The 23,326-nt window shown below is 71.4% G+C and carries 24 protein-coding genes; 15 read left to right on the top strand and 9 right to left on the bottom strand.

Annotation, left to right across the window (positions count from 1 at the left end; genetic code table 11):
* Positions 1–53 precede the first annotated feature (53 nt).
* The 3 genes from OG446_RS21685 to OG446_RS21675 all read left to right on the top strand — a co-directional run bounded on the left by OG446_RS21685 (position 54) and on the right by OG446_RS21675 (position 1,999).
* Positions 54–878 (top strand): alpha/beta fold hydrolase, encoded by an 825-nt coding sequence (locus OG446_RS21685; protein ID WP_328895611.1) that lies wholly within the window; start codon positions 54–56, stop codon positions 876–878.
* A 55-nt stretch (positions 879–933) separates the two neighbouring features.
* Positions 934–1,257 carry a putative quinol monooxygenase gene (locus tag OG446_RS21680; RefSeq protein ID WP_328895610.1) on the top strand — a complete coding sequence of 108 codons (324 nt, stop codon included), beginning with the start codon at positions 934–936 and terminating at the stop codon, positions 1,255–1,257.
* 259 nt (positions 1,258–1,516) lie between these two features.
* Positions 1,517–1,999: a Dps family protein gene (locus OG446_RS21675; RefSeq protein ID WP_328895609.1), complete on the top strand. Its 483-nt coding sequence runs from the start codon at positions 1,517–1,519 to the stop codon at positions 1,997–1,999.
* Between the two features lie 263 nt (positions 2,000–2,262).
* Here OG446_RS21675 and OG446_RS21670 read toward each other — a convergent pair whose 3' ends face one another.
* Both OG446_RS21670 and OG446_RS21665 read right to left on the bottom strand, forming a co-directional pair.
* Positions 2,263–2,787 carry a DinB family protein gene (locus OG446_RS21670; protein WP_328895608.1) on the bottom strand — a complete coding sequence of 175 codons (525 nt, stop codon included), beginning with the start codon at positions 2,785–2,787 and terminating at the stop codon, positions 2,263–2,265.
* Between the two features lie 141 nt (positions 2,788–2,928).
* Positions 2,929–4,092, bottom strand: a complete 1,164-nt coding sequence (locus tag OG446_RS21665) for a DUF3103 family protein (RefSeq protein ID WP_328895607.1) — start codon at positions 4,090–4,092, stop codon at positions 2,929–2,931.
* A 405-nt stretch (positions 4,093–4,497) separates the two neighbouring features.
* Here OG446_RS21665 and OG446_RS21660 point away from each other — a divergent pair, with 405 nt between their 5' ends.
* Entirely contained in the window at positions 4,498–5,376 is an 879-nt protein-coding gene (locus OG446_RS21660) for an alpha/beta fold hydrolase (protein WP_328895606.1), read from the top strand.
* Here the strand turns inward: OG446_RS21660 and OG446_RS21655 are convergent.
* Positions 5,354–6,337, bottom strand: a complete 984-nt coding sequence (locus OG446_RS21655) for an EamA family transporter (protein WP_328895605.1) — start codon at positions 6,335–6,337, stop codon at positions 5,354–5,356. The genes OG446_RS21660 and OG446_RS21655 overlap by 23 nt on opposite strands.
* A 160-nt stretch (positions 6,338–6,497) precedes the next feature.
* On the opposite strand from OG446_RS21655, the gene OG446_RS21650 reads away from it, so the two are divergent.
* Positions 6,498–7,457 carry a LysR family transcriptional regulator gene (locus tag OG446_RS21650; RefSeq protein WP_328895604.1) on the top strand — a complete coding sequence of 320 codons (960 nt, stop codon included), beginning with the start codon at positions 6,498–6,500 and terminating at the stop codon, positions 7,455–7,457.
* Here OG446_RS21650 and OG446_RS21645 read toward each other — a convergent pair.
* Positions 7,446–10,313, bottom strand: a complete 2,868-nt coding sequence (locus OG446_RS21645) for an FAD-binding and (Fe-S)-binding domain-containing protein (protein WP_389261196.1) — start codon at positions 10,311–10,313, stop codon at positions 7,446–7,448. The two genes, OG446_RS21650 and OG446_RS21645, sit on opposite strands and share 12 nt — an antisense overlap.
* A 280-nt stretch (positions 10,314–10,593) precedes the next feature.
* On the opposite strand from OG446_RS21645, the gene OG446_RS21640 reads away from it, so the two are divergent.
* The 8 genes from OG446_RS21640 (at position 10,594) to OG446_RS21605 (ending at position 17,999) form a co-directional block, all read left to right on the top strand.
* Positions 10,594–12,072, top strand: a complete 1,479-nt coding sequence (locus OG446_RS21640) for an ATP-binding protein (RefSeq protein ID WP_328895603.1) — start codon at positions 10,594–10,596, stop codon at positions 12,070–12,072.
* Positions 12,069–12,497 (top strand): roadblock/LC7 domain-containing protein, encoded by a 429-nt coding sequence (locus tag OG446_RS21635; RefSeq protein WP_326658935.1) that lies wholly within the window; start codon positions 12,069–12,071, stop codon positions 12,495–12,497. The genes OG446_RS21640 and OG446_RS21635 overlap by 4 nt, the downstream gene beginning before the upstream one ends.
* A complete protein-coding gene (locus OG446_RS21630) occupies positions 12,494–12,859 on the top strand; it encodes a DUF742 domain-containing protein (RefSeq protein WP_219573777.1) in 366 nt (121 codons plus the stop codon). The genes OG446_RS21635 and OG446_RS21630 overlap by 4 nt, the downstream gene beginning before the upstream one ends.
* Positions 12,840–13,502: a GTP-binding protein gene (locus OG446_RS21625; protein WP_328895602.1), complete on the top strand. Its 663-nt coding sequence runs from the start codon at positions 12,840–12,842 to the stop codon at positions 13,500–13,502. Before OG446_RS21630 ends, OG446_RS21625 begins: the two co-directional genes overlap by 20 nt.
* Positions 13,499–14,764, top strand: a complete 1,266-nt coding sequence (locus OG446_RS21620) for a cytochrome P450 (protein WP_328895601.1) — start codon at positions 13,499–13,501, stop codon at positions 14,762–14,764. The genes OG446_RS21625 and OG446_RS21620 overlap by 4 nt, the downstream gene beginning before the upstream one ends.
* Positions 14,761–15,969, top strand: a complete 1,209-nt coding sequence (locus OG446_RS21615) for a cytochrome P450 family protein (protein WP_328895600.1) — start codon at positions 14,761–14,763, stop codon at positions 15,967–15,969. The genes OG446_RS21620 and OG446_RS21615 overlap by 4 nt, the downstream gene beginning before the upstream one ends.
* 131 nt (positions 15,970–16,100) lie before the next feature.
* The gene (gene serC, locus OG446_RS21610) at positions 16,101–17,219 is read left to right on the top strand and encodes a phosphoserine transaminase (protein ID WP_328895599.1); all 1,119 of its coding nucleotides are present in this window, start codon (positions 16,101–16,103) and stop codon (positions 17,217–17,219) included.
* 150 nt (positions 17,220–17,369) lie between these two features.
* Positions 17,370–17,999 (top strand): Uma2 family endonuclease, encoded by a 630-nt coding sequence (locus OG446_RS21605; RefSeq protein WP_328895598.1) that lies wholly within the window; start codon positions 17,370–17,372, stop codon positions 17,997–17,999.
* Here the strand turns inward: OG446_RS21605 and OG446_RS21600 are convergent.
* Complete coding sequence (locus OG446_RS21600; protein ID WP_328895597.1) at positions 17,979–18,521, bottom strand: GNAT family N-acetyltransferase; 543 nt, start codon at positions 18,519–18,521, stop codon at positions 17,979–17,981. The genes OG446_RS21605 and OG446_RS21600 overlap by 21 nt on opposite strands.
* 116 nt (positions 18,522–18,637) lie before the next feature.
* Here OG446_RS21600 and OG446_RS21595 point away from each other — a divergent pair, with 116 nt between their 5' ends.
* On the top strand, positions 18,638–19,033 hold the full coding sequence (locus tag OG446_RS21595) for a PPOX class F420-dependent oxidoreductase (RefSeq protein WP_328895596.1): 396 nt from the start codon (positions 18,638–18,640) through the stop codon (positions 19,031–19,033).
* 7 nt (positions 19,034–19,040) lie between these two features.
* Here OG446_RS21595 and OG446_RS21590 read toward each other — a convergent pair whose 3' ends face one another.
* Entirely contained in the window at positions 19,041–20,039 is a 999-nt protein-coding gene (locus tag OG446_RS21590) for a WD40 repeat domain-containing protein (RefSeq protein ID WP_328895595.1), read from the bottom strand.
* Here OG446_RS21590 and OG446_RS21585 point away from each other — a divergent pair.
* Entirely contained in the window at positions 20,038–20,853 is an 816-nt protein-coding gene (locus OG446_RS21585) for a GDSL-type esterase/lipase family protein (protein WP_328895594.1), read from the top strand. The genes OG446_RS21590 and OG446_RS21585 overlap by 2 nt on opposite strands.
* Here the strand turns inward: OG446_RS21585 and OG446_RS21580 are convergent.
* The 3 genes from OG446_RS21580 to OG446_RS21570 form a co-directional block, all read right to left on the bottom strand.
* Positions 20,789–21,382, bottom strand: coding sequence for a helix-turn-helix domain-containing protein (locus tag OG446_RS21580; RefSeq protein WP_328898369.1), 594 nt, complete (start codon positions 21,380–21,382; stop codon positions 20,789–20,791). The genes OG446_RS21585 and OG446_RS21580 overlap by 65 nt on opposite strands.
* Positions 21,383–21,450: 68 nt before the next feature.
* Positions 21,451–22,122: a TetR/AcrR family transcriptional regulator gene (locus OG446_RS21575; RefSeq protein WP_328895593.1), complete on the bottom strand. Its 672-nt coding sequence runs from the start codon at positions 22,120–22,122 to the stop codon at positions 21,451–21,453.
* Positions 22,123–22,219: 97 nt separating this feature from the next.
* Positions 22,220–23,266 (bottom strand): hypothetical protein, encoded by a 1,047-nt coding sequence (locus tag OG446_RS21570; protein ID WP_328895592.1) that lies wholly within the window; start codon positions 23,264–23,266, stop codon positions 22,220–22,222.
* Positions 23,267–23,326 lie beyond the last annotated feature (60 nt).

Below are 23,326 nucleotides of genomic sequence, written 5' to 3'. Positions count from 1 at the left end.
CGTGGAGACAGCGAATCCGCCCGGTACCCGGGCGAGACCACGAGGAGCAGACCATGCCGTTCGTCACCGTCAGCGACGGAACCGAAATCTTCTACAAGGACTGGGGCACGGGCCGGCCGGTCATGTTCCACCACGGCTGGCCGCTGAGCTCGGACGACTGGGACGCCCAGATGCTGTTCCTCCTCCGGCACGGCTACCGGGTCATCGCCCACGACCGCCGCGGGCACGGGCGCTCCACCCAGGTCGGCCACGGACACGACATGGACCACTACGCGGCGGACGCCGCCGCCGTGGTGGCGCACCTCGGCCTGCGCGACGTCGTCCACGTCGGCCACTCCACCGGTGGTGGAGAGGTCGCCCGGTACGTCGCCGGGCACGGTGCCGGGCGGGTCGCCAAGGCCGTCCTCATCGGAGCGGTCCCGCCGCTCATGGTCCAGACCGAGTCCAACCCGGGAGGGCTGCCGGTCGAGGTCTTCGACGGCTTCCGTGAGGGTGTGGCCACCAACCGCTCCCAGTTCTACCTCGACATCGCCTCCGGGCCGTTCTACGGGTTCAACCGCCCGGGCGCGGACGTGTCCCAGGGTGTCATCCAGAACTGGTGGCGTCAGGGGATGGCCGGTGGCGCGCAGGCGCACTACGAGGGGATCAAGGCGTTCTCGGAGACCGACTTCACCGACGACCTCCGGGCGATCGACGTGCCCACGCTCATCATGCACGGCGACGACGACCAGGTCGTCCCGATCGCCGCCTCCGCCGAGATGGCGATCACGTTGGTCAAGAACGCGCGCCTGAAGGTCTACCCCGGGCTGTCGCACGGCATGTGCACCGTCAACGCCGATACCGTCAACGCCGACCTCCTCGACTTCATCGAGAGCTGACACCGGCCCGGTACCGGCACACAGCCCGTCAGCACGGAACAGAAGAGTAATCACCATGACCGCAACACCCACCGGCTACGTGACCGTCGTCTGGGACGCGAAAGCGCAGCCGGGCAGGGAGGCCGACCTCAAGGCGTTCGTCACCGCCGCCGTCACCCCATCGCGCAACGACCCCGGCAACATCGACTACGAAGCCCACGAAGTCGAGGGCAGGCCCGGCGAGTTCGTCATCTACGAACGCTGGGAGACCCGCGCCCACCTCGACGCCCACCTCGCCGCGCCCCGGATGCAGGAACTCGTCCCGCAGATGCTCGAACTGATCGACGGATCCATCGAGGACGGCATCCGCCTGCTGCGCCCGTTCCGCCCCGCCCAGTAGGCCTCCGCCGGCGGGCCGCACCACCGCGGAACGATCCGCGGGGTGCTCCCGGTAACCGCTTTCCGGGAGCACCCCGCTCCGACGACCGAGTTCACCGGCCACATCGGGCAGAGCGCCGAGGAGGCCGCCATCACCCTCCACACCACCTGAACCCACACCGCGACGACGCCCGGTGAGCGGGCCCACCAGTCACCCCGCCACCGGAACGTGTCGCGCTGCTCCGCATCGCCGGAGCCGATGACGCAAGGAGAACCGCCGTATGACTGTCATGAAGAGCACGATTCCCGATGCGGTCCGTCAGGTCGCCGGGAGCGCGCTGCAGAGCACCCTCGTGGACCTCCTCAGGATCTCGCTGATCGGGAAGCAGGCGCACTGGAACATCGTGGGGCCTCGCTTCCGCTCCATCCACCTGCAGCTCGACGAACTGGTCACGGTGATCCGCGAGGCCGCCGACACGGTCGCCGAACGGGCTGCGACGCTCGGTCTCCAGCCGGACGGCCGGCCGGAGACGATCGCCTCGTCGTTCGCACTGCCCAGCCCGAAGGACGGCTGGATACGCGACGACGACGCCGTCGAGATGACGGTCGAAACCCTGGGGGCCGCCGCCACACGGCTGCGCGAGCGCATCGACGCCACCGAGGGGGCCGACCCGGTCACCCAGGACCTCCTGATCTCGATCAGCGCCGAACTCGAGAAGCAGGCCTGGATGTTCGCGGCTCAGGGCGCCTCACGAACGGACTGAACGGCGGACCACGCCCACCTCCGCACCACACCGAAGAAGGGAGGGCGCCGTGCCGGCATCCCCGATCCGGACACGCCGAGGACTTCGCCCACAGGGCAGCGCGTGTTCGAGATCCGCAGAGACAGCACACCGGCCCGAGCAGACCCGGGTCTGTGCAGCGAACGTCGAATTTGCTGTGCGCGACGGCGATGGAGCGGCCGGCGCCTTCCGGTCGTCGGCTCCTTCAACGTCTGGCCGGCCCTTGCTGCTCGGCGAGGGGAAGGTCAGCCGCCGTGAGCGTCAGCAGCCGCGTCCTTCATCCTGAGCGTCGTGCTGGCGCCGTCCAGCGCCTCGCGGATGATGTCGGCGTGGCCGCTGTGGTGGGCGATCTCGCGGAAGATGTGCCACAGGACGCGGCGGACCGTCCAGAGAACGGGCTCCGGCGGTGACCACGGGTACACCGGCAGCGTGACCTCGCGGTCGAGGTCGGCCTCCTCGCGCACCGTACGGTCGAACGCGGCCGCCGCGGTGTGGAAGGCCTCCAGGAGGTCGGGCAGCTTCTCGGTGTCCGTCATCCGGTTGCCGTCGGGGTCGAGGTCCGCCCAGTCGATCTTCGCGGGGGCGGTGCCCTCGATGACGTCCAGCCAGCTGCGCTGCACGAGCCCGAGGTGCTTCAGCAGTCCGCCCAGCGTCAGCTCGCTGACGGTCGTGCGGGCGCGTGCCTGGGTGTCGTCGAGATTCTCGACGGTGAAGAGAAAATTGGTGCGCTGGTCGGTCACGAGCGCAAGCAGATCGTCGCGTTCCGGCATGTTTTCCTCCCGGTCGGATATCGCGATCACCCTAGACCGTAGGGAAGTTGTGGGCGTGGAACATGGCCGTGCCCGGGGCGGCCTCTCCAGGGAGAGGCCGCCCCGGGCACGGTGGGGGGTGAGCGAAATGGGCCCCAGCGGTCAGAGAGCCGCCACGTGGTACGGCGACACGTTCATCCATCCGTTGGCCGCCGCACCGTTGCGCGTGCCCTTGGTGGACTTGGCCAGGGTGTACCAGGAGTCGACGTAGTCGGGGTCGTCGGTCCACCAGGCGGTGGGAATGGCGTCCAGGAGGGCGTCGGCGAGGGGGATGTACACCCCCTGGTCGGTGATCGTCAGCAGGACCGTGACGATGGCCTTGGCGAGCGCCTGGTAGTTGGTGTCGCCGTCGTCCTCCATCATCACGGCGTCGGCCATGTCGTACTTGTAGTTCGACCAGTTCACGAGGACCTGGTTCGGGTAGTACGTGGTGGAGTCCTTGTTCAGGTAGGGCATCTCGACAGTGTCGACGCGCGGCTTGCCGTCCTTGCCGAAGCCTGTCACCAGGGTGAAGATCTCGGCGTCACCCTTGAACCACGGCTCCTCGTCGTCGGAGAGCCGCACCGAGTTGATGAGCGTGGTATCGATCCCCGCGGCGGCGGCCGGAGCCACGGCGTTCAGCCGCGCAGCCGGGACCGGTACGTCGAGTCCCTTCGCCTCCAGCGCCTCGTTGATCAACTTCATGCCCTCGGTGACAGCCTTGGTGCCGTCGATGTCGACGAGGTAGACGGGCCGGTCGGGGGCGGCGTCGAGGGACAGCTCATGGGCAGCACCCTCGCTGTCGTACGCGGTGAAGGTCGACGCGTCGTCGTCGGACGGGGCCGCGGCCACCAACGGGGCCGCACCCCTGGCGAGCGCCGTCTCCATCGACGGGTCCGCCAGGCGGACCCGCAACAGCGAACCCATGTCGCTTCCGAGCCCCTTGGCGGCGGCGACGCCCCGGTCGGCCGCGGCGACGCCCGAGGAGAGGCGCTTGCCCGCAGACGTGGTGGAGGCGCCGGTCAGCGCCCGCAGGTCCACCGAATCCGCAGCCAGCGTGGCCGTACGCACCTGTCTCTGCCAGGCCTGGTCGGTGAGGGAGCCGGCGAGCGCGAGAGCCGTCTCGTCCTCGATTCCGGCGACCGACGTGGCCGAGGCGGGGGCGGGGGCGGCCGGGCCGGCGGTGTCGTGCTGCGCGGCGAACGCGGTGCCCTGGAGGGGTATCAGGGCTGTCGCGGACAGCACGACCCCGATCAGGGCGACGCGCAGCGGTGATGACGTGGTCAAGGCTTTCTCCTGCTGAGTGAATGGTGCACTTCAGGGGGAACGGGCCTATCTATGCGAGTAGACCCGTTCGAAAAGATGTACCGCGCAGGAGCTGACCAAACCTTTGGGCACCAGGGGTTTCGATTTCAACTACTGGCGCGTACTGCCGCGTTGAGTGATATCCGGCCACGCCCGGCCGACTCCCGCCACCTATGGGCCCGCCATCCGTGGACCGGCAGCCCCGCCGCCCCGCCCCCGTCCCCCGTGCGAGCTACGCGCAGGTGCGCTCCGCGAGGTGACGATTCACGGCCGCCGTCTCCGTAACGTTCGGGCCAGCGGAGGAACACAGCCGCAGAAGCAGACAACTCCCCCCACTCACCTCCCCGTTCGGAGAACGAAGTGACGCGCATCATCAGGAAGACCGTCATGGCAGCACTGTGCATCACCGCGATCGGTGCGGGTCTCGTGGCCTGCGAGGACGACGACGAAGGCTTCCTGGAGGGGCTCGACGGCGACCCTTCGGTGTCGAAGCCCGCCCTGGACGAGCTCTCCGGAACGAAGAAGGTCACCATCCAGGGCAGCTCGGTGGCCATCGCCTGCTCCGGAGACCGGAAGGACGGCAAGCCGGTCGTGGTCGTGATGGCCGGGCTGGGCGACGCGCTGGACAAGACGGCCGCCTTCCGCAAGACCCTGAGCACGCAGCACCGGGTCTGCTCCTACGACCGGCTCGGCGAGGGCGGGAGCGACAAGCCGGCCGGCCCTCAGTCCATCACCGCCGGCGGGAAGATCCTCACCGGCGTGCTCGACCAGGTCGCCGGTGACATCCCGGTCGTCCTGGCCGGCCACTCGCTGGGCGGGCTCCTCGCCGGCCGGTACGCCCCGGAGCACCAGGACCGGGTCAAGGGCCTGGTGCTGATGGACGCCACCTCGCCGACGTCGAGCGCTGACATCGAGAAGGTGATCCCCGCGTCGGCCACCGGCACCAGCGCTCAGCTGCGCACCGCGACCGCCAGGACCTCCAAGGGTGAGAACCAGGAGAAGCTCGTCTTCCCCGACGGCGAGGTGAGCTCGGCCGGGAGCATCCCGGTGGAGGTCATCCAGCACGGCACCAAGTACCTCGGCACGTTCCCCGTGTACGGGGACGGCCTGGAGAAGGTGTGGACCGAGGGGCAGCGCAAGTGGGCCGGGATTTCCGGCAACAGCAAGCTCAGCACGGCCGCCGGCAGCACCCACCACATCTACCTGGACCGCCCCGACCTTGCCGTCAAGGCGGTCCAGCGCGTCACGGAGCAGGTCGCCCGGTAACCCGCCGAGACCTCCCGCCGCGCCGGGAGGGGCCGATCTGACCGCGTACCGCTCCCATGCTCGCGCCGATGACGAGCGCGATGGCCAGGGCGTCCGTCGTGGAGAGGGCCTGGTCGAGGATGAGGAAGCCGGCCGCTGCCGCGATCGCGGGTTCCAGGCTCATCAGGATGGCGAAGGTGGGCGCGGGCAGCCGGCGCAGCGCCATGAGTTCGAGCGTGTACGGCAGGACCGAGCTCAGCAGCGCTACGGCGGCGCCCAGGCCGAGCGTGGACGGGACGAGGAGTTTCGAACCCGACTCCATGATGCCGAGCGGCAGCGAGAGGACGGCCGCCACCACCATCGCCAGGGCCAGTCCGTCGGCCTGCGGGAAGCGGCGGCCGGTGCGGGCGCTGAAGACGATATAGGCCGCCCACATGGCACCTGCGCCAAGTGCGTACGCGGCGCCCACCGGATCGAGCCGGTCGAAGCCCCCGCCGCTCAGCAGCAGCACACCGCCCAGCGCGAGCCCGGCCCAGACCACGTTGACGAGGCGGCGCGAGGCGATCACCGAGAGGGCGAGCGGGCCCAGCACCTCCAGCGTCACCGCGGCGCCGAGCGGGATGCGGTCGGCGGCCTGGTAGAAGAGCGTGTTCATGCCGCCCATGGCGAGGCCGAAGGCCACCACCGTGCCCCAGTCGGCCCGCGAGTGGCCACGCAGCTTCGGGCGGCAGACGACGAGCAGGACGAGAGCCGCGGCGGCGAGTCGCAGCGTGACGACGCCGAGCGCGCCGGCCTTCGGCATCAGCAGCACCGCGACCGCCGAGCCGAACTGGACGGAGAGCCCGCCCGCGACCACCAGCGCCACCGGCGTGAGCGCCGCCCTGCGGCCTCCGGTGCGGGGTCCGCCGCCGAGGGCGGTGACCGCCTGGGGGACGGCGACTGCGGCGGCGGCCGGTTCTGCGGCGGTGCCCTGGTCGTTCACCTGTTGGCCTGACTTTCTGAGTTCACGGAGCAAAAAGTGCAACACAATGCACTGTTGAATTGAAGATACTGCACTCACCTCATGCAGCCCATCCCTTTACCGTAGGGACCTGAGCGCGGCGCGTGAAATGCCGATTGGGCTCCCGTTATGCTCCACACGCATGAGCACGGGACAGGGCGCGGGCGACGCCGCGGGCAGGAGCGCGGGCAGCAGCGCCGGAAACACCCACCGCGCCATCGAGATCCGCCATCTGCGGGCCTTCCTCGCCGTCGCGGAGGAGTCCAGCATCACCCGGGCGGCAGCCGGGCTCCGCCTCACCCAGCCGGCCGTCTCGCGCACCCTGGCCGCCCTGGAGCGCCATCTCGGCGTCCGGCTCGTCGACCGTTCCACCCACCACCTGGAGCTCACCCCCGAGGGCGTCGCCTTCCGCGACCGGGCGGCCGCGGCGGTCGCCGCCTTCGACGCCGCGACCGACGCCGAGGGACTGCGCCGGTGGCCGCTGCGCCTCGGCCACGCCTGGTCCGCGTTCGGGCGCTACACCACCCCGCTGCTCCGGAGCTGGCAGGAGCGCTACCCGCGGACTCCGCTCGAACTCCGCCGGATCGACGACCGCACCGCCGGGCTGACCCGCGGCGAGGTCGACGCCGCCCTGCTGCGCGGCCCCGTGGACGCGCCGGGGCTCGTCACGGAGGTGCTGTACGAGGAGGAGCGGGTCGCGGCCGTGGCGGCGGACGGCCCCCTCGCCTCCCGCGCCACGCTCCGGCTGGCCGACCTGGCGACCGGCACCGTCGTCCTGAACACCGTCTCCGGCACCACCACCCCCGAACTGTGGCCGCCGTCCGCCCGCCCCGCCGCCACCCTGACCGTCGCCAACACCGACGACTGGCTCGCCGCCATCGCGGCCGGGCGCGGGACCGGGGTCTCCGCCGCGTCGACAGCCGGAATACACCCGCATCCCGGGGTCGCCTACCGCCCGCTCGTGGACGCCCCGGCCCTCCCGGTACTGCTCGCCCGCCGCGACGCCCCCGGCCACCCGGCGCTCGGCGACCTCGCCGCCCTGGCCCGCGAGATCGTGGCCCGGGACGCCTCCGCCGGCACCTCCGGCGACTCAGGCCCTTAGGTCCCGCTCCAGCCCCTCCGCCAGCACCTCCGCGAGGTGCCGCGCCCGCACACCTCCCACCTGGGCCAGCTGGGTCCGGCAGGAGAACCCGTCCGCCAGGACCACCGCGTCCTGCGACGCGCCCCGCACCGCGGGCAGCAGCTGGTCCTCCGCGCAGGCCACCGAAACCTCCCAGTGGCCCCGCTCGAAGCCGAAGTTGCCCGCCAGGCCGCAGCAGCCTCCCGTCAACTCACCGCTCAGACCAGCCCGTTCGCGCAGCCGACGGTCCGCCGCATCGCCCAGGACCGCGTGCTGGTGGCAGTGCGTCTGGCCGGTGACCGGCCGGTCGAGACGCGGGGGCTCCCACTCCGGGGCGCACTCCTCCAGGTACTCGGCCAAGGTGCGCACGGAGGCGGCCAGTTCGGCGGCGCGGGGGTCGTCGGGCAGGAGCTCCGGCAGATCCGTGCGGAGCGTCGCCGCACAGCTCGGTTCCAGGACGATCACGGGGCTGCCGAGCACGCCGCCCAGCCGCTCCAGCGTGCGGCGCATCACCTTGCGGGCCCGGGTCAGCTGGCCGGTCGAGACGTAGGTGAGGCCGCAGCACAGGCCGTTCCCGGGCGTCAGCGCCGTCCGTCCCGCCGCCTCCAGCACGCGGACCGCCGCCCGGCCCACCTCGGGCGAGAGGTGTTCGGTGAAGGTGTCCGGCCACAGGAACGCCACCTGGTCGTTGGAGTGGAGAAACGTCCCCTTGCCCTGACGCCGCAGGAGCCACCGGGTGAACGTCTCCCGCGCCAGGACCGGGATCCCGCGCTCCGGCGCGATGCCCGCCGCCCTCCTGGCCAGGACCGCGAGCGGGCGCACCCGGGCCAGGGCGTTGAGCGCACCCGCGAGGGGGGATGCGAGGCGCAGCCACCGGGGCAGCCACCCCATCGCGTAGTGCGCGGCGGGCCGCAGCCGCCCCCGGTAGTGGTGGTGCAGGAACTCCGCCTTGTACGTGGCCATGTCGACACCCACCGGGCAGTCGCTGCGGCAGCCCTTGCAGGACAGGCACAGGTCGAGCGCGTCGCGCACCTCCGTCGAGCGCCAGCCGTCCGTGATCACGCCACCCGCGGTGCCGGCCAGCATCTCGTGCAGCAGCCGGGCCCGGCCGCGCGTGGAGTGGGCCTCCTCGCCGGTCGCGCGGAAGGAGGGGCACATGACGGACGGGCCCGAGGCCTGTTCCGTACGGCACTTGGCGACGCCGACGCATCTGCGGACCGCTGCGGAGAAGTCTCCGCCGTCGTGCGGATAGCCGAACACGACGTCGACCGGCTCTTTCGGGAGCACCTCGAAGCGGAGGTTCTCGTCGAGGCGGGCCGGGCGGGTGAGGATGCCCGGGTTCATGCCGCCGTCGGGGTCCCAGAGGTCCTTGAACCGGCCGAAGAGGGCGACGAGTTCGTTCCCGTACATCTTGGGGAGCAGTTCGGCGCGTGCCTGGCCGTCGCCGTGTTCGCCGGACAGGGAGCCGCCGTGGGCGACGACGAGCGAGGCCAGGTCCTCGGAGAAGCGGCGGAAGCGGGCCACGCCGTCGGCGGTCAGCAGGTCGAAGTCGATGCGGACGTGGATGCAGCCGTCGCCGAAGTGCCCGTACGGGGTGCCGCGCAGGCCGTGTTCGGCGAGCAGGGCGCGGAAGTCGCGGAGGTAGGGGCCGAGCCGGGCGGGCGGCACGGCGCAGTCCTCCCATCCGGGCCAGGCCTCGCCTCCGCCCGGCATGCGGGTCGCCGTCCCGGCCGCGTCCTCGCGGATCCGCCACAGGGCCCGCTGCCCGGCGGGGTCGGTGACGACTGCGGCGTCCACCGCGTCGGCGGACGCGGCGCGCACGATCCGCTCGGCGTGCGCGCGGGCCTCGGCCGGGGTGGCGCCGCCCGTCTCCGCGAAGAGCCAGGCGGCGCCGCGGGGCAGTCCGGCCGGTTCGCGTACGAGGTCGGCGGCCATGCCCTCCACCGTCAGCGGGTGGAAGGGCAGGAGGCCGGGGGCGGCCTCGGCGGCCGCGGACTCGTCGGCGTAGCCGAGGACGGCGAGCGCGCGGGCGGCGGGGGCCTCGACCAGGCGCAGCGTCGCCTCCGTCACCACGCCGAGCGTGCCCTCGCTCCCGCAGAACGCGCGGGCGGGGTCGGGTCCGTTCTCGGGGAGCAGGGCGTCGAGGGCGTATCCGGAGATGCGGCGCGGGAGTTCGGGGTATCCGGTGCGCAGGAGGGCGAGGTGGCCGGCGACCAGTTCGCGGAGTCCGGCGGGGCCTTCGGCGCCTCGTTCCAGGCGCAGGGTGTCGCCGCCGTAGCGGGCGACGGTCAGGGCGTGGACGTTGTCGGCGGTGGTGCCCCAGGCGACCGAGTGGGAGCCGCAGGAGTTGTTGCCGATCATGCCGCCGATGGTGCAGCGGCTGTGGGTGGAGGGGTCCGGGCCGAAGGTGAGCCCGTGCGGGGCGGCGGCGGCCCGCAGGTCGTCCAGGACGACGCCCGGCTGGACCACGGCGGTCCGTGCGCCGGCGTCCAGTTCGACGATCGACCGCAGGTGGCGGGTCAGGTCGAGGACGACGCCGGTGCCGGTGGCCTGCCCGGCGATGGACGTCCCGCCGCCGCGCGGCACGACGGGCACGCCGTGCGCCCGGCAGACGGCCAGCGTGGCGGCGATGTCGTCGGCGTCGCGCGGGGCGACGACTCCGAGCGGCACCCGGCGGTAGTTGGAGGCGTCCATCGTCGTCAGGGCCCGCGCGGTGGCGTCGAACGCGACCTCGCCCCGTACGGAGGCGCGCAGTTCACGGACGAGCGCGTCGGGGATGCCACCGTGCGGAGGGTTGCCGGTCGGGGGGTTGCCGGTCGGAGCGTTGCCGGATGCCATGCGGCCAGGATGCCGTCGGCCCGGCGGACTCGTCCGGCCGCCCCGCCCGACAGCCCCCGTGCGTTTCCGCCGATTACGTCAGTACGTCGGAATATGCCGGACTCGCAAACACAAATGGAACAGAGAACACCACAAGTTCTTCCCAAACAGATCGTCAATTCTCATATAGTGACTCAGACTTGTCTGGGAATCATGTGTTCCAGTTGTCGCATTTGATCACCCCAGTCACGACTCGCCCGAACCGTCCCATCCGTCACCGTCCGCTCCCCGAGGACTCCGCTTGCGCCCCTCAACCCGGCCGACCGCACTGGCCCTGCTGGTCACCGTGGCCCTCACCGGATCCCTGTGTCTGTGGGCGGCCGCCGCCGCTCCCGACTCGGCCAGGACCGCAGTGGCCTGGGGGGCGAGCGCCGCCGCAGTGCTGCTCTCCGCCGCCGTCGCCACCGCCGTACACGCCCGCCTCACCGCGCGCCGGCTCCGCGAACTGCTCGCGGCCGAGAGCGGGCGGTTCACCGCCGAGACCTCGCGGATGGTGTCGGCCTCCGCCGCCGAGGCCCAGCGGTTCACCGCCGAGACCGCCCGGATCAAGGCCGCGGCAGCCGCCGAGACGGCCCGCGTCGCCAAGGAGGCCGCGGCCGGCTCCGAGCGGCTCACCGTCGACAACGCGCGCCTCAAGGCCCGCGCCGCCCGCAGTGAAACCGAGCGCTCCGCCGCCGTCGCCGCCTGCGCCAACGCCGCCGGACGCATGCAGGCCCTGGCCACCAGCATGCTCGCCGACCTGCGCGACATGGAGCACCGGCACTCCGCCGAGGACGTCCTGGGCGACCTGCTGCACCTGGACCACCGCACCGCCCAGGCGGGCCGGCTGGCCGACTCCATCGCCGTGCTGACCGGAGCCCGCTCCGGGCGGCGCTGGGCGAAGCCGATCGTGATGGAGTCCATCCTGCGCGGCGCGATGGGCCGGATCAGCGGATACCAGCGCATCCGTCTCCACTCGACCAGCGACGTCGCCATCGCCGGCCACGCGGCCGAGGGCGTCATGCACGCACTGGCCGAACTCCTCGACAACGCCGCGAACTTCTCGCCGCCCACGGCCGAGGTCCACGTGTACGTCGAAGAGGTCCCGGCCGGCATCGTGCTGACCGTCGAGGACAGCGGTCTGGTCATGAGCGACGTGCAGCTGCGCCGCGCGGAGCGGGCCGTCTCCGCGACCGACCAGGACCTGACCGGCCTCTCCGGCACCCGGCTCGGCCTCGCCGTCGTCGGCCGCCTCGCCCGCAAGCACGGTCTGACCGTCTCGTTCCGGCCCTCGGCGCGCGGCGGCACGGGTGCGCTGATGATGCTCCCGCAGGAGATCATCACCCGCACCCCGGTGCCCGCACCCGAACCCGCCGAACCGGCCGTCCCCGCCCCGCGCGAGCCCGAGCCGGTCCACGCCTCCGGCGCCGACCGCACCGTCGCCGAGGCCCCCGACACCGCCCGCCCCCAGGAGCCCCTGCGCTCCGACTCCGGCTCGGAGACCACCGGCGGCCTCCCCCGGTTCGGCGAGAGCGGCCTGCCCAAGCGCTCGCGCGGCCGCACCCTGGCCGCCGCCGAGTCCCGCGCGCGGGCGGCCTCCGAAGCGTCGGAGGCCGAGACGGCCGACGGCTCCACCCCCCGGTCCCGTACGTCCGACCCCAAGGCCCAGGCAGCCCGCTTCAGCAGCTTCCGCCAGGCCGTACGGCCCAACTCCCCGCACCCGGAAGGCAACACCCGATGACCGCGACCACCGACGAGAAGCTCAACTGGCTGCTGGAGGGGCTCCTTGAGCGCACCCCCGGCGCCCGTCACGCCCTCGTGCTGTCCAGGGACGGCCTCAAGCTGTGCCGTACCCCCGAGCTCTCCGTCGACCAGGCGGACCAGCTGGCCGCGATCTCGGCCGGAATCCAGAGCCTCTCGCACGGCGCGTCCGTCGAGTTCGGTGACGGCACCGGCGGCGTACGCTCCGCGATGGCCGAGTTCTACGGCGGGGTGCTGTTCATCGTGGAGGCGGGGGCAGGCGCCCACCTCGCGGTCGTCGCCTCCGACACCGCCGATGTCGGCCTCGTCGGCCACAACATGAGCGAGCTCGTGGAGCAGCTCGGCGAGCATCTCGTCGCCCCGCCGCGCGAGTCCGTCCAGGCCTCCGAGACCGCGACCGTATGACGCCCCGCCCCCGCCCCGGCCGGGACGACGACCCGGACCGGCTGTACACCCTCACCGGTGGCCGCAGCCGGTCCGATTCGGCCGCCTTCGACCTGGTGACGCTGGTCGTCTCCGAATGCGAGCCGGCCCCCGGCATGCAGTCGGAGCACGTCACGATCCTGCGGATGTGCGAACGGCCCACCGCGGTCGTCGAACTCGCCGCCGGACTGAACCTGCCCGTCAGCATCGTGCGCATCCTGCTGTGCGATCTGCTCGACACCGGCCGGATCAGCGCCCGCCACCCCCGTACCGCACGTGTCGCGGACCGGCTCCCCGACCCCGACATCCTGGAACAGGTGCTCGTTGGACTCCGCAACCTCTGACCGTGCCGCCCTGCAGGCCACGGCCGACAACGGACTGAAAATAGTCGTCGTCGGCGGCTTCGGGGTCGGCAAGACCACCATGGTCCGATCCGTGAGCGAGATCCGTCCGCTCAACACGGAGGAGACGATGACCCGCGCGGGCGAGGCCGTCGACCACCTCGACGGGGTGCAGTCGAAGACGTCCACCACCGTCGCCTTCGACTTCGGCCGGATCACGCTCGACGCACGCTCCGTGCTGTACCTCTTCGGCGCACCCGGCCAGGAGCGCTTCTGGTTCCTGTGGGACCGGCTGTTCTCCGGAACCCTGGGCGCCGTCGTCCTCGTCGACACCCGGCGCCTCGCCGACTCCTGGTACGCCATCGACCGCCTGGAGCACCACGGCACCCCGTTCATCGTGGCGTGCAACGACTTCGGCGGCCCGCTCCACACCGAGCAGCAGATCCGTGAGGCGCTCGCCCTCTCGGACGACGTACCGCTCGTGGAGTGCGACGCCCGGGACCGCTCCTCCAGCAAGTACGTCCTGATCACGCTGGTGGAGCACTTGTACGCCCTCTCTCGGGGCACGGCCGGATCCGCCGCCTCCGTCTCCTCCGCCACCCGTCCGGAAACCGCTCCGGAGAAGACCCCGGAGCCCACCCCGTGACCCAGCCGCCAGAACCACCCCCGGGCTGCCCCGCGCACGGACGCGTACCGCTGTCCGGCCCGCGGTTCCAGACCGAACCCACCCAGCTGTACCGGGAGATGCGCCGCGACCACGGTGCCGTGGCCCCCGTCGTCCTGGACGGCGACGTCCCGGCCTGGCTGATCCTCGGCTACCGCGAACTGCACCAGGTCACCAGCGACCCGGTGCTGTTCAGCCGCGACTCCGACCTCTGGAGCCAGTGGGAGCACATCCCCGACGACTGGCCGCTGCTCCCGATGATCGGCCGCAAGCAGCCGTCGATCCTCTACACGGTCGGTCCGCGCCACGTCGAGCGCGCCCGGATGATCAGCAACGCCCTGGAGGCGGTCGACCCGTTCGCCCTCAAGCGGTACGCGGAGGAGTTCGCCGACGAACTCATCGACCGGTTCTGCTCCAAGGGCTCGGTCGACATCATCGCCGAGTACGCGATGCTGCTCCCCGCCCGCGTCCTCGCCAGGATCTACGGCGTCAGCGACGAGGACGGCGACGCGCTCGTCGGCTCGATCAACGACATGATCGACGGCCGGGAACGCGCCCTGGCCGGCCAACAGCACCTCGGCGCCACGATGTTCACACTGCTGGCCGACAAGCACGCCGAACCCGGCGACGACGTCGCCACCCGGATGCTGGCCGACCCCGGCGCCTTCACGGACGAGGAGGTCATGCAGGACCTCATGGTCATGATGGCCGCAGGCCACCAGCCGACCGCCGACTGGATGGGCAACTCGCTGCGGCTGATGCTCACCGACGACCGCTTCGCCGCCTCGCTCTCCGGCGGCCGGCACAGCGTCGCCGAGGCCATGAACGAAGTCCTCTGGGAGGACACCCCGACCCAGAACGTCGCCGGCCGCTGGGCCTCGCGCGACACCCATCTCGGGGGCCGTCACATCCAGGCGGGCGACCTGCTGCTCCTCGGGATCGCCGCCGCCAACGCCGACCCGCAGGTCCGCACCGACGGCTCCGCGCTGACCGGCGGCAACAACGCGTTCCTCTCCTTCGGCCACGGCGAGCACCGCTGCCCGTTCCCGGCCCAGGAGACCGCCGAGGTCATCGCCCGTACCGGCATCGAGGTCCTCCTGGACCGCCTCCCGGACATCGACCTGGACGTCCCCGCCGAGCAGCTCACCCGGCGCCCCTCCCCATGGCTGCGGGGCCTGACGGACCTGCCCGTCGCCTTCACTCCCACCCCCGCCACAGGATCCGCCAACGGAGGCCAGACATGACCCGCATCGCCCTCGACCCGTTCGTCGCCGACCTCGACGGCGAGAGCGCCGCCCTGCGCGCCGCGGGTCCGCTCGCCGAGGTGGAGCTGCCCGGCGGGGTGCACTGCTACGCGGTCACGCACCACGCCGAGGCGAGACAGCTGCTGACCGACTCCCGCATCGTGAAGGACATCAACGTCTGGGGCGCCTGGCAGCGCGGCGAGATCCCGATGGACTGGCCGCTGATCGGCCTGGCCAACCCGGGCCGCTCCATGCTGACGGTCGACGGCGCCGACCACCGCCGGCTGCGCACCCTGGTCGCGCAGGCCCTCACCGTGAAGCGGGTGGAGCGGCTGCGCGCGGGCATCGAGGCGCTGACGACCGCGAGCCTGGACCGGCTCGCGGCCCTGCCCAAGGGCGAGAAGGTCGACCTGAAGGCCGAGTTCGCCTACCCGCTGCCGATGAACGTGATCAGCGAGCTGATGGGCGTCGACGGCGCCGACCACCCCCGCCTCAAGGAACTCTTCGAGAAGTTCTTCTCGACGCAGACGCCGCCGGAGGAGGTCCCGCAGATGATGGCGGACCTCGGCACGCTCTTCACGAAGATCGTCGACGCGAAGCGGGCCGAGCCGGGCGACGACCTGACCAGCGCCCTGATCGCGGCCTCCGAGGACGGCGACCACCTCACCAACGAGGAGATCGTCAACACCCTCCAGCTGATCATCGCGGCGGGCCACGAGACGACGATCAGCCTGATCGTCAACGCCGTCGTCGCTCTCGAAACCCACCCCGAGCAGCGCAAGCAGGTCCTCTCAGGCGAACTGCCGTGGGAGAACGTGATCGAGGAGACCCTGCGCTGGAACACCCCGACCTCGCACGTCCTGATCCGTTTCGCGACGGAGGACGTGGCCGTCGGGGACAAGGTCCTGCCCAAGGGAGAGGCCCTGATCGTCTCCTTCGGCGCGCTGGGCCGGGACGAGGCGCAGTACGGCCCGACCGCCGGTGAGTTCGACGCGGGCCGCACCCCCAACCGCCACATCGCCTTCGGCCACGGCCCGCACGTCTGCCCGGGCGCGGCGCTGTCCCGCCTGGAGGCGGGCGTCGCGCTGCCCGCCCTGTACGAGCGCTTCCCGGAACTGGAGCTGGCCGTACCGGCCTCCGAGCTGCGGAACAAGCCGATCGTCACCCAGAACGACCTGTTCGACCTCCCGGTCGACCTGGGCTGACCGGGGTGCGTACGGGGGCGGGCTGCCCCGTCCCCGTACGGACGTACCTCCAAGGTCCACGCGTCGGCTCCCCTGTCTCATCCGACGGACAGGGTGCGTGGCCGCTTCACCGAGCGGCTACGCTCCGAGTCGTGGCCGACATCCAGATTCCCGCTGACATCAAGCCCGCCGACGGACGCTTCGGCGCCGGTCCTTCCAAGGTGCGGACGGAGGCGCTCGACGCGCTGGCCGCCACCGGTACGTCTCTTCTCGGTACGTCCCACCGCCAGGCCCCGGTGAAGAACCTGGTCGGCGCGGTACGTGACGGCGTGCGCGACCTCTTCTCCCTCCCCGAGGGATACGAGGTGATCCTGGGCAACGGCGGCTCCACCGCCTTCTGGGACATCGCGACGCACGGCCTGATCGAGTCGAAGTCCCAGCACCTGAACTTCGGCGAGTTCTCGTCGAAGTTCGCGAAGGCCGCCAAGCTCGCCCCGTGGCTGGCCGACCCGACCGTCATCGCCTCCGACCCGGGTACCCACCCGGACCCGAAGGCCGAGGCGGGCGTCGACGTCTACGCCTTCACCCACAACGAGACCTCCACCGGTGTCGCCGCGCCCGTCAAGCGCGTCGCGGGCGCCGACGAGGGCTCCCTGGTCCTGGTGGACGCCACCTCGGGCGCGGGCGGCCTGCCGGTCGACATCGCCGAGACGGACGTCTACTACTTCGCCCCGCAGAAGTCCTTCGCCTCCGACGGCGGCCTGTGGATCGGCGTCTTCTCCCCGGCGGCCCTGGAGCGCGCGGCGCGTGTCCACGCCTCCGGCCGGCACATCCCGGAGTTCTTCTCGCTGCCGACGGCGATCGACAACTCCCTGAAGAACCAGACGTACAACACCCCGGCGCTCGCCACGCTGTTCCTCCTGAACGAGCAGCTGACCTGGATGAACACCCAGGGCGGCCTGGGGTTCACCACCGGCCGCACGGCCGCCTCCTCCGGCCACCTGTACGGCTGGGCCGAGGAGTCCAAGTACGCGACCCCGTTCGTCACGGACCCGGCCAAGCGCTCGCAGGTCATCGGCACGATCGACTTCGCGGACGAGATCGACGCGACGGCCGTCGCCAAGGCGCTCCGCGCCAACGGCATCGTCGACACGGAGCCGTACCGCAAGCTGGGCCGCAACCAGCTGCGCGTGGCGATGTTCCCGGCGATCGACCCGTCGGACGTCCAGGCGCTGACGGCGTGCATCGACTACGTGATCGAGAAGCTGTAGTCCGTACGCCCCGGAACGGCCCTGCGCACCGCCAGGTGTGCAGGGCCGTTCCTGCTTCACTCGACCGAGTGGCATATGCCAGAACCACGGTCCATGGCCGTCCCGCTCTACGATGATGCTCTCGACACCAGCCATTTCAGGAGGACCGCAATGTCTGCAGCCGCAGTCGAGCACCCCTGTGAAGACGAGCCGGAGCTGTCGTTGCTCGAAGAAGCCAACGGGCTCGCGGAGCAGCTTCCCGGACGTCGCGTCGAGATCATCGGAGGCGTCATCACCGTGGCCCCACCCCCGGACGGCCCGCACGCGGACGCGTTGACCACGCTCATGATCCCGTTCCTCGCCGCAGGGCTCCACGGCGAGGAGTCGAGAGTCCTCCAGGGCGTCGGCCTCTGGCTGCCGGGCGGTCCCGAGGACTACGCCATCCCCGACCTCGCCCTCGTCGACGCCGATCTCGACGAGCACAGACTTGAGAACAACTGCTACGACCCCGCCGTCTTCCGCCTGGTCCTGGAGGTCACCTCCAGCAACTACAAGAGCGACCTGCGGCACAAGGTCGCCGCGTACGCCGAGGCCAAGATCCCCGTCTACGTGATCCTCGACCGCAAGCACGGCCGGGTCCACGTCCTGACCGAGCCCGTCGGCGGCACGTACGACCGCCACGAGGTGTACGCCCCCGGCCAGGAGGCCCCGCTCCCCGACTCGATCGGCGCCGAGGTGGTCCTGGACGTCGCCGAGCTGATCAAGGCGGGCCGGGCGAAATCAAGCCCGTCCGGCGCTTGAGGACACAGAGTCCCCCGAGGCCCACAGCCGCCACCGCTCCTCGCCGTCCTCCCACTCACCGGTCGGCACGAGCCCGGCCGCAGCGGCCACCGCAGCGGACGCGGCGTGGTCGGGGTGGATGTCCGCGACGACGGTACGCAGCACTCCCGCGTCCCACAGGTGCGCCACCAGGCCCACCGCCGCCTCCTTCGCGTAACCGTGCCCCTGCCACTCGGCCCCGACCACCCAGGCGACCTCCGCACCCGCGCCGCGCACCGTCGCCTGCACGTAGCCCGCGAGGCGGTCCTCGTCCCGGATCCTCAGCACCCAGTTCCACCAGAGCTCCTCCGGGTCCGGGGATCCGGCGGTCTGGCGCTCGTACCGGGCCCGCAGTTCCGCAGCCGACTCCGGGGCGCCGCCCGTGAAGGTGTGCAGGGCGGGATCGTCGAGCACCACCGCCATCTCGTCCGCGTACGCCACCCGCAGCGGCAGGGCGTCCAGGCGGGCGGTGGTGAAGGGCTCGGGGCCGTGGTTCGTCGTCATAGACGGACGACCTTATGCCGGGCCCCGATATGCCGGGTCCGCCGATGCCCGCGAAACGCTCGTTCGGCGCCGCCCGCGCAGATGACACGACGCCGGGGCGGCGGACCATGGAGGGTATGGAGACGGTCACCGAGCTGAAGCCGTTCGTGAAGCAGTACGCCGTGCTGCTCAGCACACGGCGGCAGGACGGCACGCATGCGGACACCCCCGTCAACATCGCCGTCGAGGGCGACCACGCCTACATCCGTACGTTCTCCTCCGCGTGGAAGGTGGAGCGGATGCGCAACCACCCCCTCGTGCGGATCGGCCCGTGCACCCTGCGGGGCCGGCCGACGGGACCGCAGATCACCGCGCACGCCCGCCTCCTCCAGGCCGGGTCGAAGGAGAACACGCACGCCGCCCGGATGCTGTCCCGCAAGCACCCGATCGTGCAGGGCGTCCTCGTCCCGCTCGCGCACAGGATCAAGCGGGACCGGACCCTGCACTACGAGATCCGGCCGCTCGACACGTAGAGCGCCGTCAGCCCTGCCGGCGCCGCCTCCCCAGGAACAGCAGCAGCCCGATCCCGGCGAGCACGGCGATCCCGGTCAGCGTCGTGCCCTTCACCGGCACCCCGTTCCCGTCCGCCGTACTCCCCGCCCCGGCGGACGACGGCGACGTGCCACCGGCCCGGGCGGGCCCGTCGCCCTCACCCTTCTTCAGGTCCACCCGCACCACCTCGCTCTGCTCGCCCTCGGAGCCGTACATCAGCGCCGAACCGTCCGCCGTGTACGTCACCGACTCCGACTGCCCGAGCAGCGGGGATTCGACCGGGTAGTCCTTGCCGAGCCGCCCGTTCGCGAAGGGGTACCCCCGCGCGCTGAAGTACGAGCGCAGCACCAGCTCCTTGCCGTCCGGCGAGAACGCCCCGTCCGTCACCCACGGCACCTCCCCGACCCGCCGGAACACGTTGTCCCCGCCGGTCGTGAGCTTCGCGGGACCTTCGTACAGCCCGCCGCCGTCCTCGTTCTTCGACGCGATGTACACCCGGCCCGTCTTCGGGTGGACCATCAGCGCCTCCGCGTTGCGCGGACCGTCGACGTACTTCACATCGAACTGGGTGGCCCGGACGGTCGCGTCCCGGAGCACCTTCGGCTCGGGGAAGCGGTAGATCCAGACATGGTCCCAGCTGCCGTTCAGGTTGTCGCCGATGTCACCGACGTACAGGTTCCCGTCGGGCCCCAGCGAGATCGCCTCCACGTCCCGGGGCGCGCCCACGCCCTTCATGGTGATCCTGGCGACGGTCTTCCCGGTGCGGGAGTCGACGGCGAAGACGTACGGCCCGTCGTCGCTGTCGTTGTGCGTCCAGTAGATCCCCGGATGGGCACGGCTGGCGGCCAGGCCGCTGGACTCGGTGATCTGCGGGTCCTCGATCGTGAAGCTCCGGTCGGCCTCCCCGTCGTCGGCCACGGCAGGAACCACCGCCGCGAGGGACAGCAGCGCGGCGGCAGCGGAAACGGTCAGTCGGTACGAACGCATGGCACAAGTGTCCATCGTCACGTCGCAGGCCGGAGCCATGATCGGCCATGATGGCGCCATGCGTTTCATGTGTGTCGGCGATTCCATGACCATCGGACGCGCCGGGGACTTCACATGGCGCTACCGCATGTGGCAGCACCTCGAAGCGTCATTCGACGGCCCGTACGCCATCGTCGGCCCGCGCACCGAGCTGTACGCCACCGACACGGGCACACCCGCCTCGACCGCGTACGCCGCCGAGGACTTCCCGCCCGACGCCCGCCGCCACCTGGCCGGCTGGGGCGAGGGCTGGCTGCACATGGCGCCCGTGATCGCGGACACGGTCACCGAGCACCGGGCGGACGTCCTGCTCGTCTCGCTCGGCCTGATAGACCTCGGCTTCTACACGGACAGCGACCAGACCGCGCTGAACGCCCACGCCTTCCTCACCGCCGCCCGCACGGCGAACCCGCACATCAGATGCGTACTGCTCCCCGTCATACCGAACATCCGCGCCGAATCCGACGCCCCCTTCGCCGCCGAGTGCACCCGCTTCAACGAGCTCCTCGCCAAAACGGTGGCCGACCTCGACACCCCGACGTCTCCCCTCCTCCTGGCCTCGCACCCGCCCGGCTACGACATCCACACGGACACGTACGACGGCACGCACCCCGGCCCGTCCGGCGAGCACAGACTCGCGGCCGCCTACGCCGACGCGATGCACCAGGCGTGGGGGCTGGGCGGGCCGTACCGCGCCGAGGACGACTTCCTCATCCCTTCCCCGTCGGCTTCGCCCGTACGTGCATCCGCTCGCCCTGCGGTCCGAACAGGCTGAGGAACTCCACCGGCTCCGGCCCCGCCGCACCCCACCAGTGCGGGGTGTGCGTGTCGAACTCGGCCACCTCCCCCGCCGTGAGCACCAGGTCGTGATCCCCCAGCACGAGCCGCAGCCGCCCCGAGAGCACGTACAGCCACTCGTACCCCTCGTGCACCCGCTGCTCGACCGGACCCTCGTTCCCCGTGGCACCGGGCATGACCTGCTTGTACGCGTTCACCCCGCTGAGGTGCCGGGTCAGCGGCACGAACGTCATGCCGTGCCGCTTGAACGGCCGGAACGTGACCCGGGGGTCCCCCGTCTCCGGAGCGCCGACCAGCTCGTCCAGCTGCACCCCGTACGCCTTCGCCAGCGGGAGCAGCAGCTCCAGCGTGGGCTTGCGGCCACCGGACTCCAGCCGGGACAGCGTGCTGAGCGAGATCCCGGTCGTCTCGCTCAGCTGCGACAGCGTCGTCCCGCGCTCGGTGCGCAGGGCGCGCAGCCGCGGCCCGACGCCGGTCAGGACGGACGACAGCTCGTCGTCCCCCATCGTGGAGCTCTCTGTTCCACCCTTGCCTTCTGCCATTCCTCCATTTGCCGACCCGGCAAGCGGTGTTGTCAACCGGAGGCGTCTGCGGACTCCACGGGACCGGCCCCCGCCGGTCCGATCATGGCCATGGACAGCCGGGTGAACTCACTGGTCAGCCACGCGGGCGGCACCTGGCGGGGGCGGCGGCCGTGATGGGCGAGGAGCTCGTCGACGGACCGGGTCAGCACCTTCACCACCACGGCGAGGTTCCCGTCGACCCCGTGGCCGCGCAGCTTGGCGCGCTCGGCCTCCTGGGTCAGGAACTCCACCCACACCGACCGCCACATCGTGAGGTGCTCCTCCATCTCCCGGCTCACCCCGAGCACCTCCACGAACGCCACCCTCGCATCCCGCGGATCCCGAGTGACGGCCTGCACATAGGCGTCGAAGAGCCGGTAGACGCGCTCCTCGGTCGGACAGGTCTCCATGCCCTCGGCGGACAGCTCCGTCTCGGACGCCCGCATGCCCCGGGTCGCCACCTCGTCGTACAGATCGACGAGCAGCGCCTCGCGCGACTCGAACTCGCGGTGGAACTCCCACACTTCCACCTGCGCGGCAGCGCACAGAGCCTCGACGCCGGTGTGGGCGTAGCCGTACGTGGCGAACAAGGTCCGCCCGGCCTCCATGAGCTGCGCACGCACCCACGCAGGGTTCCGCGCCGCTCGCGCTCCGCGCCACAGCTCCATCACGGCATCCGTCATCGGTCCTCCTCGGTCCGCCGTCCAGGCCCCCGGGCCCACTGTCCTCGCTCCACCGTGCGGACGGCACCACCGCCACACGGCGAACAGCCGTACGCCCTCACTCGGCAGCGCTCGCTTCCGCCGCCCGGAGGATGGTGAACCGCTCCCGCCAGGGCAGCGGTTCGGGCTCCTTGTAGTCGTCGGGCAGGGGCGGCGGCACCCACTTGACCATGTGCGCCTCCCAGGCGGCCTCCTGCCTGCACGGCCGGCACACGGTCTCCTCGCCCGTGGGCCGGAAGAGGTGCTCGGCGCCCTCCTGCTGCGTCTCGCACGCGATGAGCTGCCGAAGGGCGGGGGGCGCAGGAACAGGCGGCTCCACGGGCAGGGGCTCCGGCATCAGGGCCTTCAGCCGCTTCCCCAGGAACCCGGGGGCATACCGGACCCCGTCCTCGGGCAGCGCCCGGCTGAGCGCCAACCGCAGCTCCGCCGCGCTCACCCCACGCCGCAGCCATTCGGCGGCCGTCCCGGCGAGGCGCCGGGCCTCGGGTACGCCGAGCCGCAGCTGGAGGTCGGCATGCCGGAGGGAGAGCAACACGCGTTCGGCCTGGATGACTTGGGGGTCGGCGGGCTCGGGCACGACCTCGGGCTCGACCTCGGGCACGACCTCGGGCTCGGGCTCCGCGGTTTCGTCCGCGAGCTTCGGCTCTTCGGTGGGTGGGTGGGAGGAGTTCTTCTCCCGTTCTTCACCTTCAGGTAGGTAACCACCGACGGACCGAGTCCTCGGTTGACCGACCGTCGGATAGTGATCACTCGGTCCCACCTGCGGCGATCCAGCTCTTTTGTCATGGATGCGCCGGGCCTCGCGGTCCGTGAGCGGAACATTGGACAGGAGCTGATCGGTCACCCAGAGCCCGCCGTCGTCCTGCCGCCGCCGCTCGTGGAGGTACCCGAACTCCTTGAGCAGCCCCTTGGCCTTCTGGTAGGCGCGCCCTTTGAGGCCCAGCCTCTTGGCGTGCTCACCGAGGGGCTTACCGGTCCACTTCTCGGGGAGGCCCTGCACGTAGGCGATGAGGATCTTCGCGTCACTGTCGAGCTTCGGATGACGGACGACATCGTGCGACGCCTTCACGAAGCCGTAGGACGGCGAGATAGCATGGCAAAGCATTCTCGGTGGACCTCTGATCCATCGCGGGGTGAAGGCCCTCGGCATACGGTGCTGGTAACA

The organism is Streptomyces sp. NBC_00236 (assembly GCF_036195045.1).
Lineage (GTDB): Bacteria > Actinomycetota > Actinomycetes > Streptomycetales > Streptomycetaceae > Streptomyces.
This window is presented reverse-complemented; position numbering and strand designations above follow the sequence as displayed.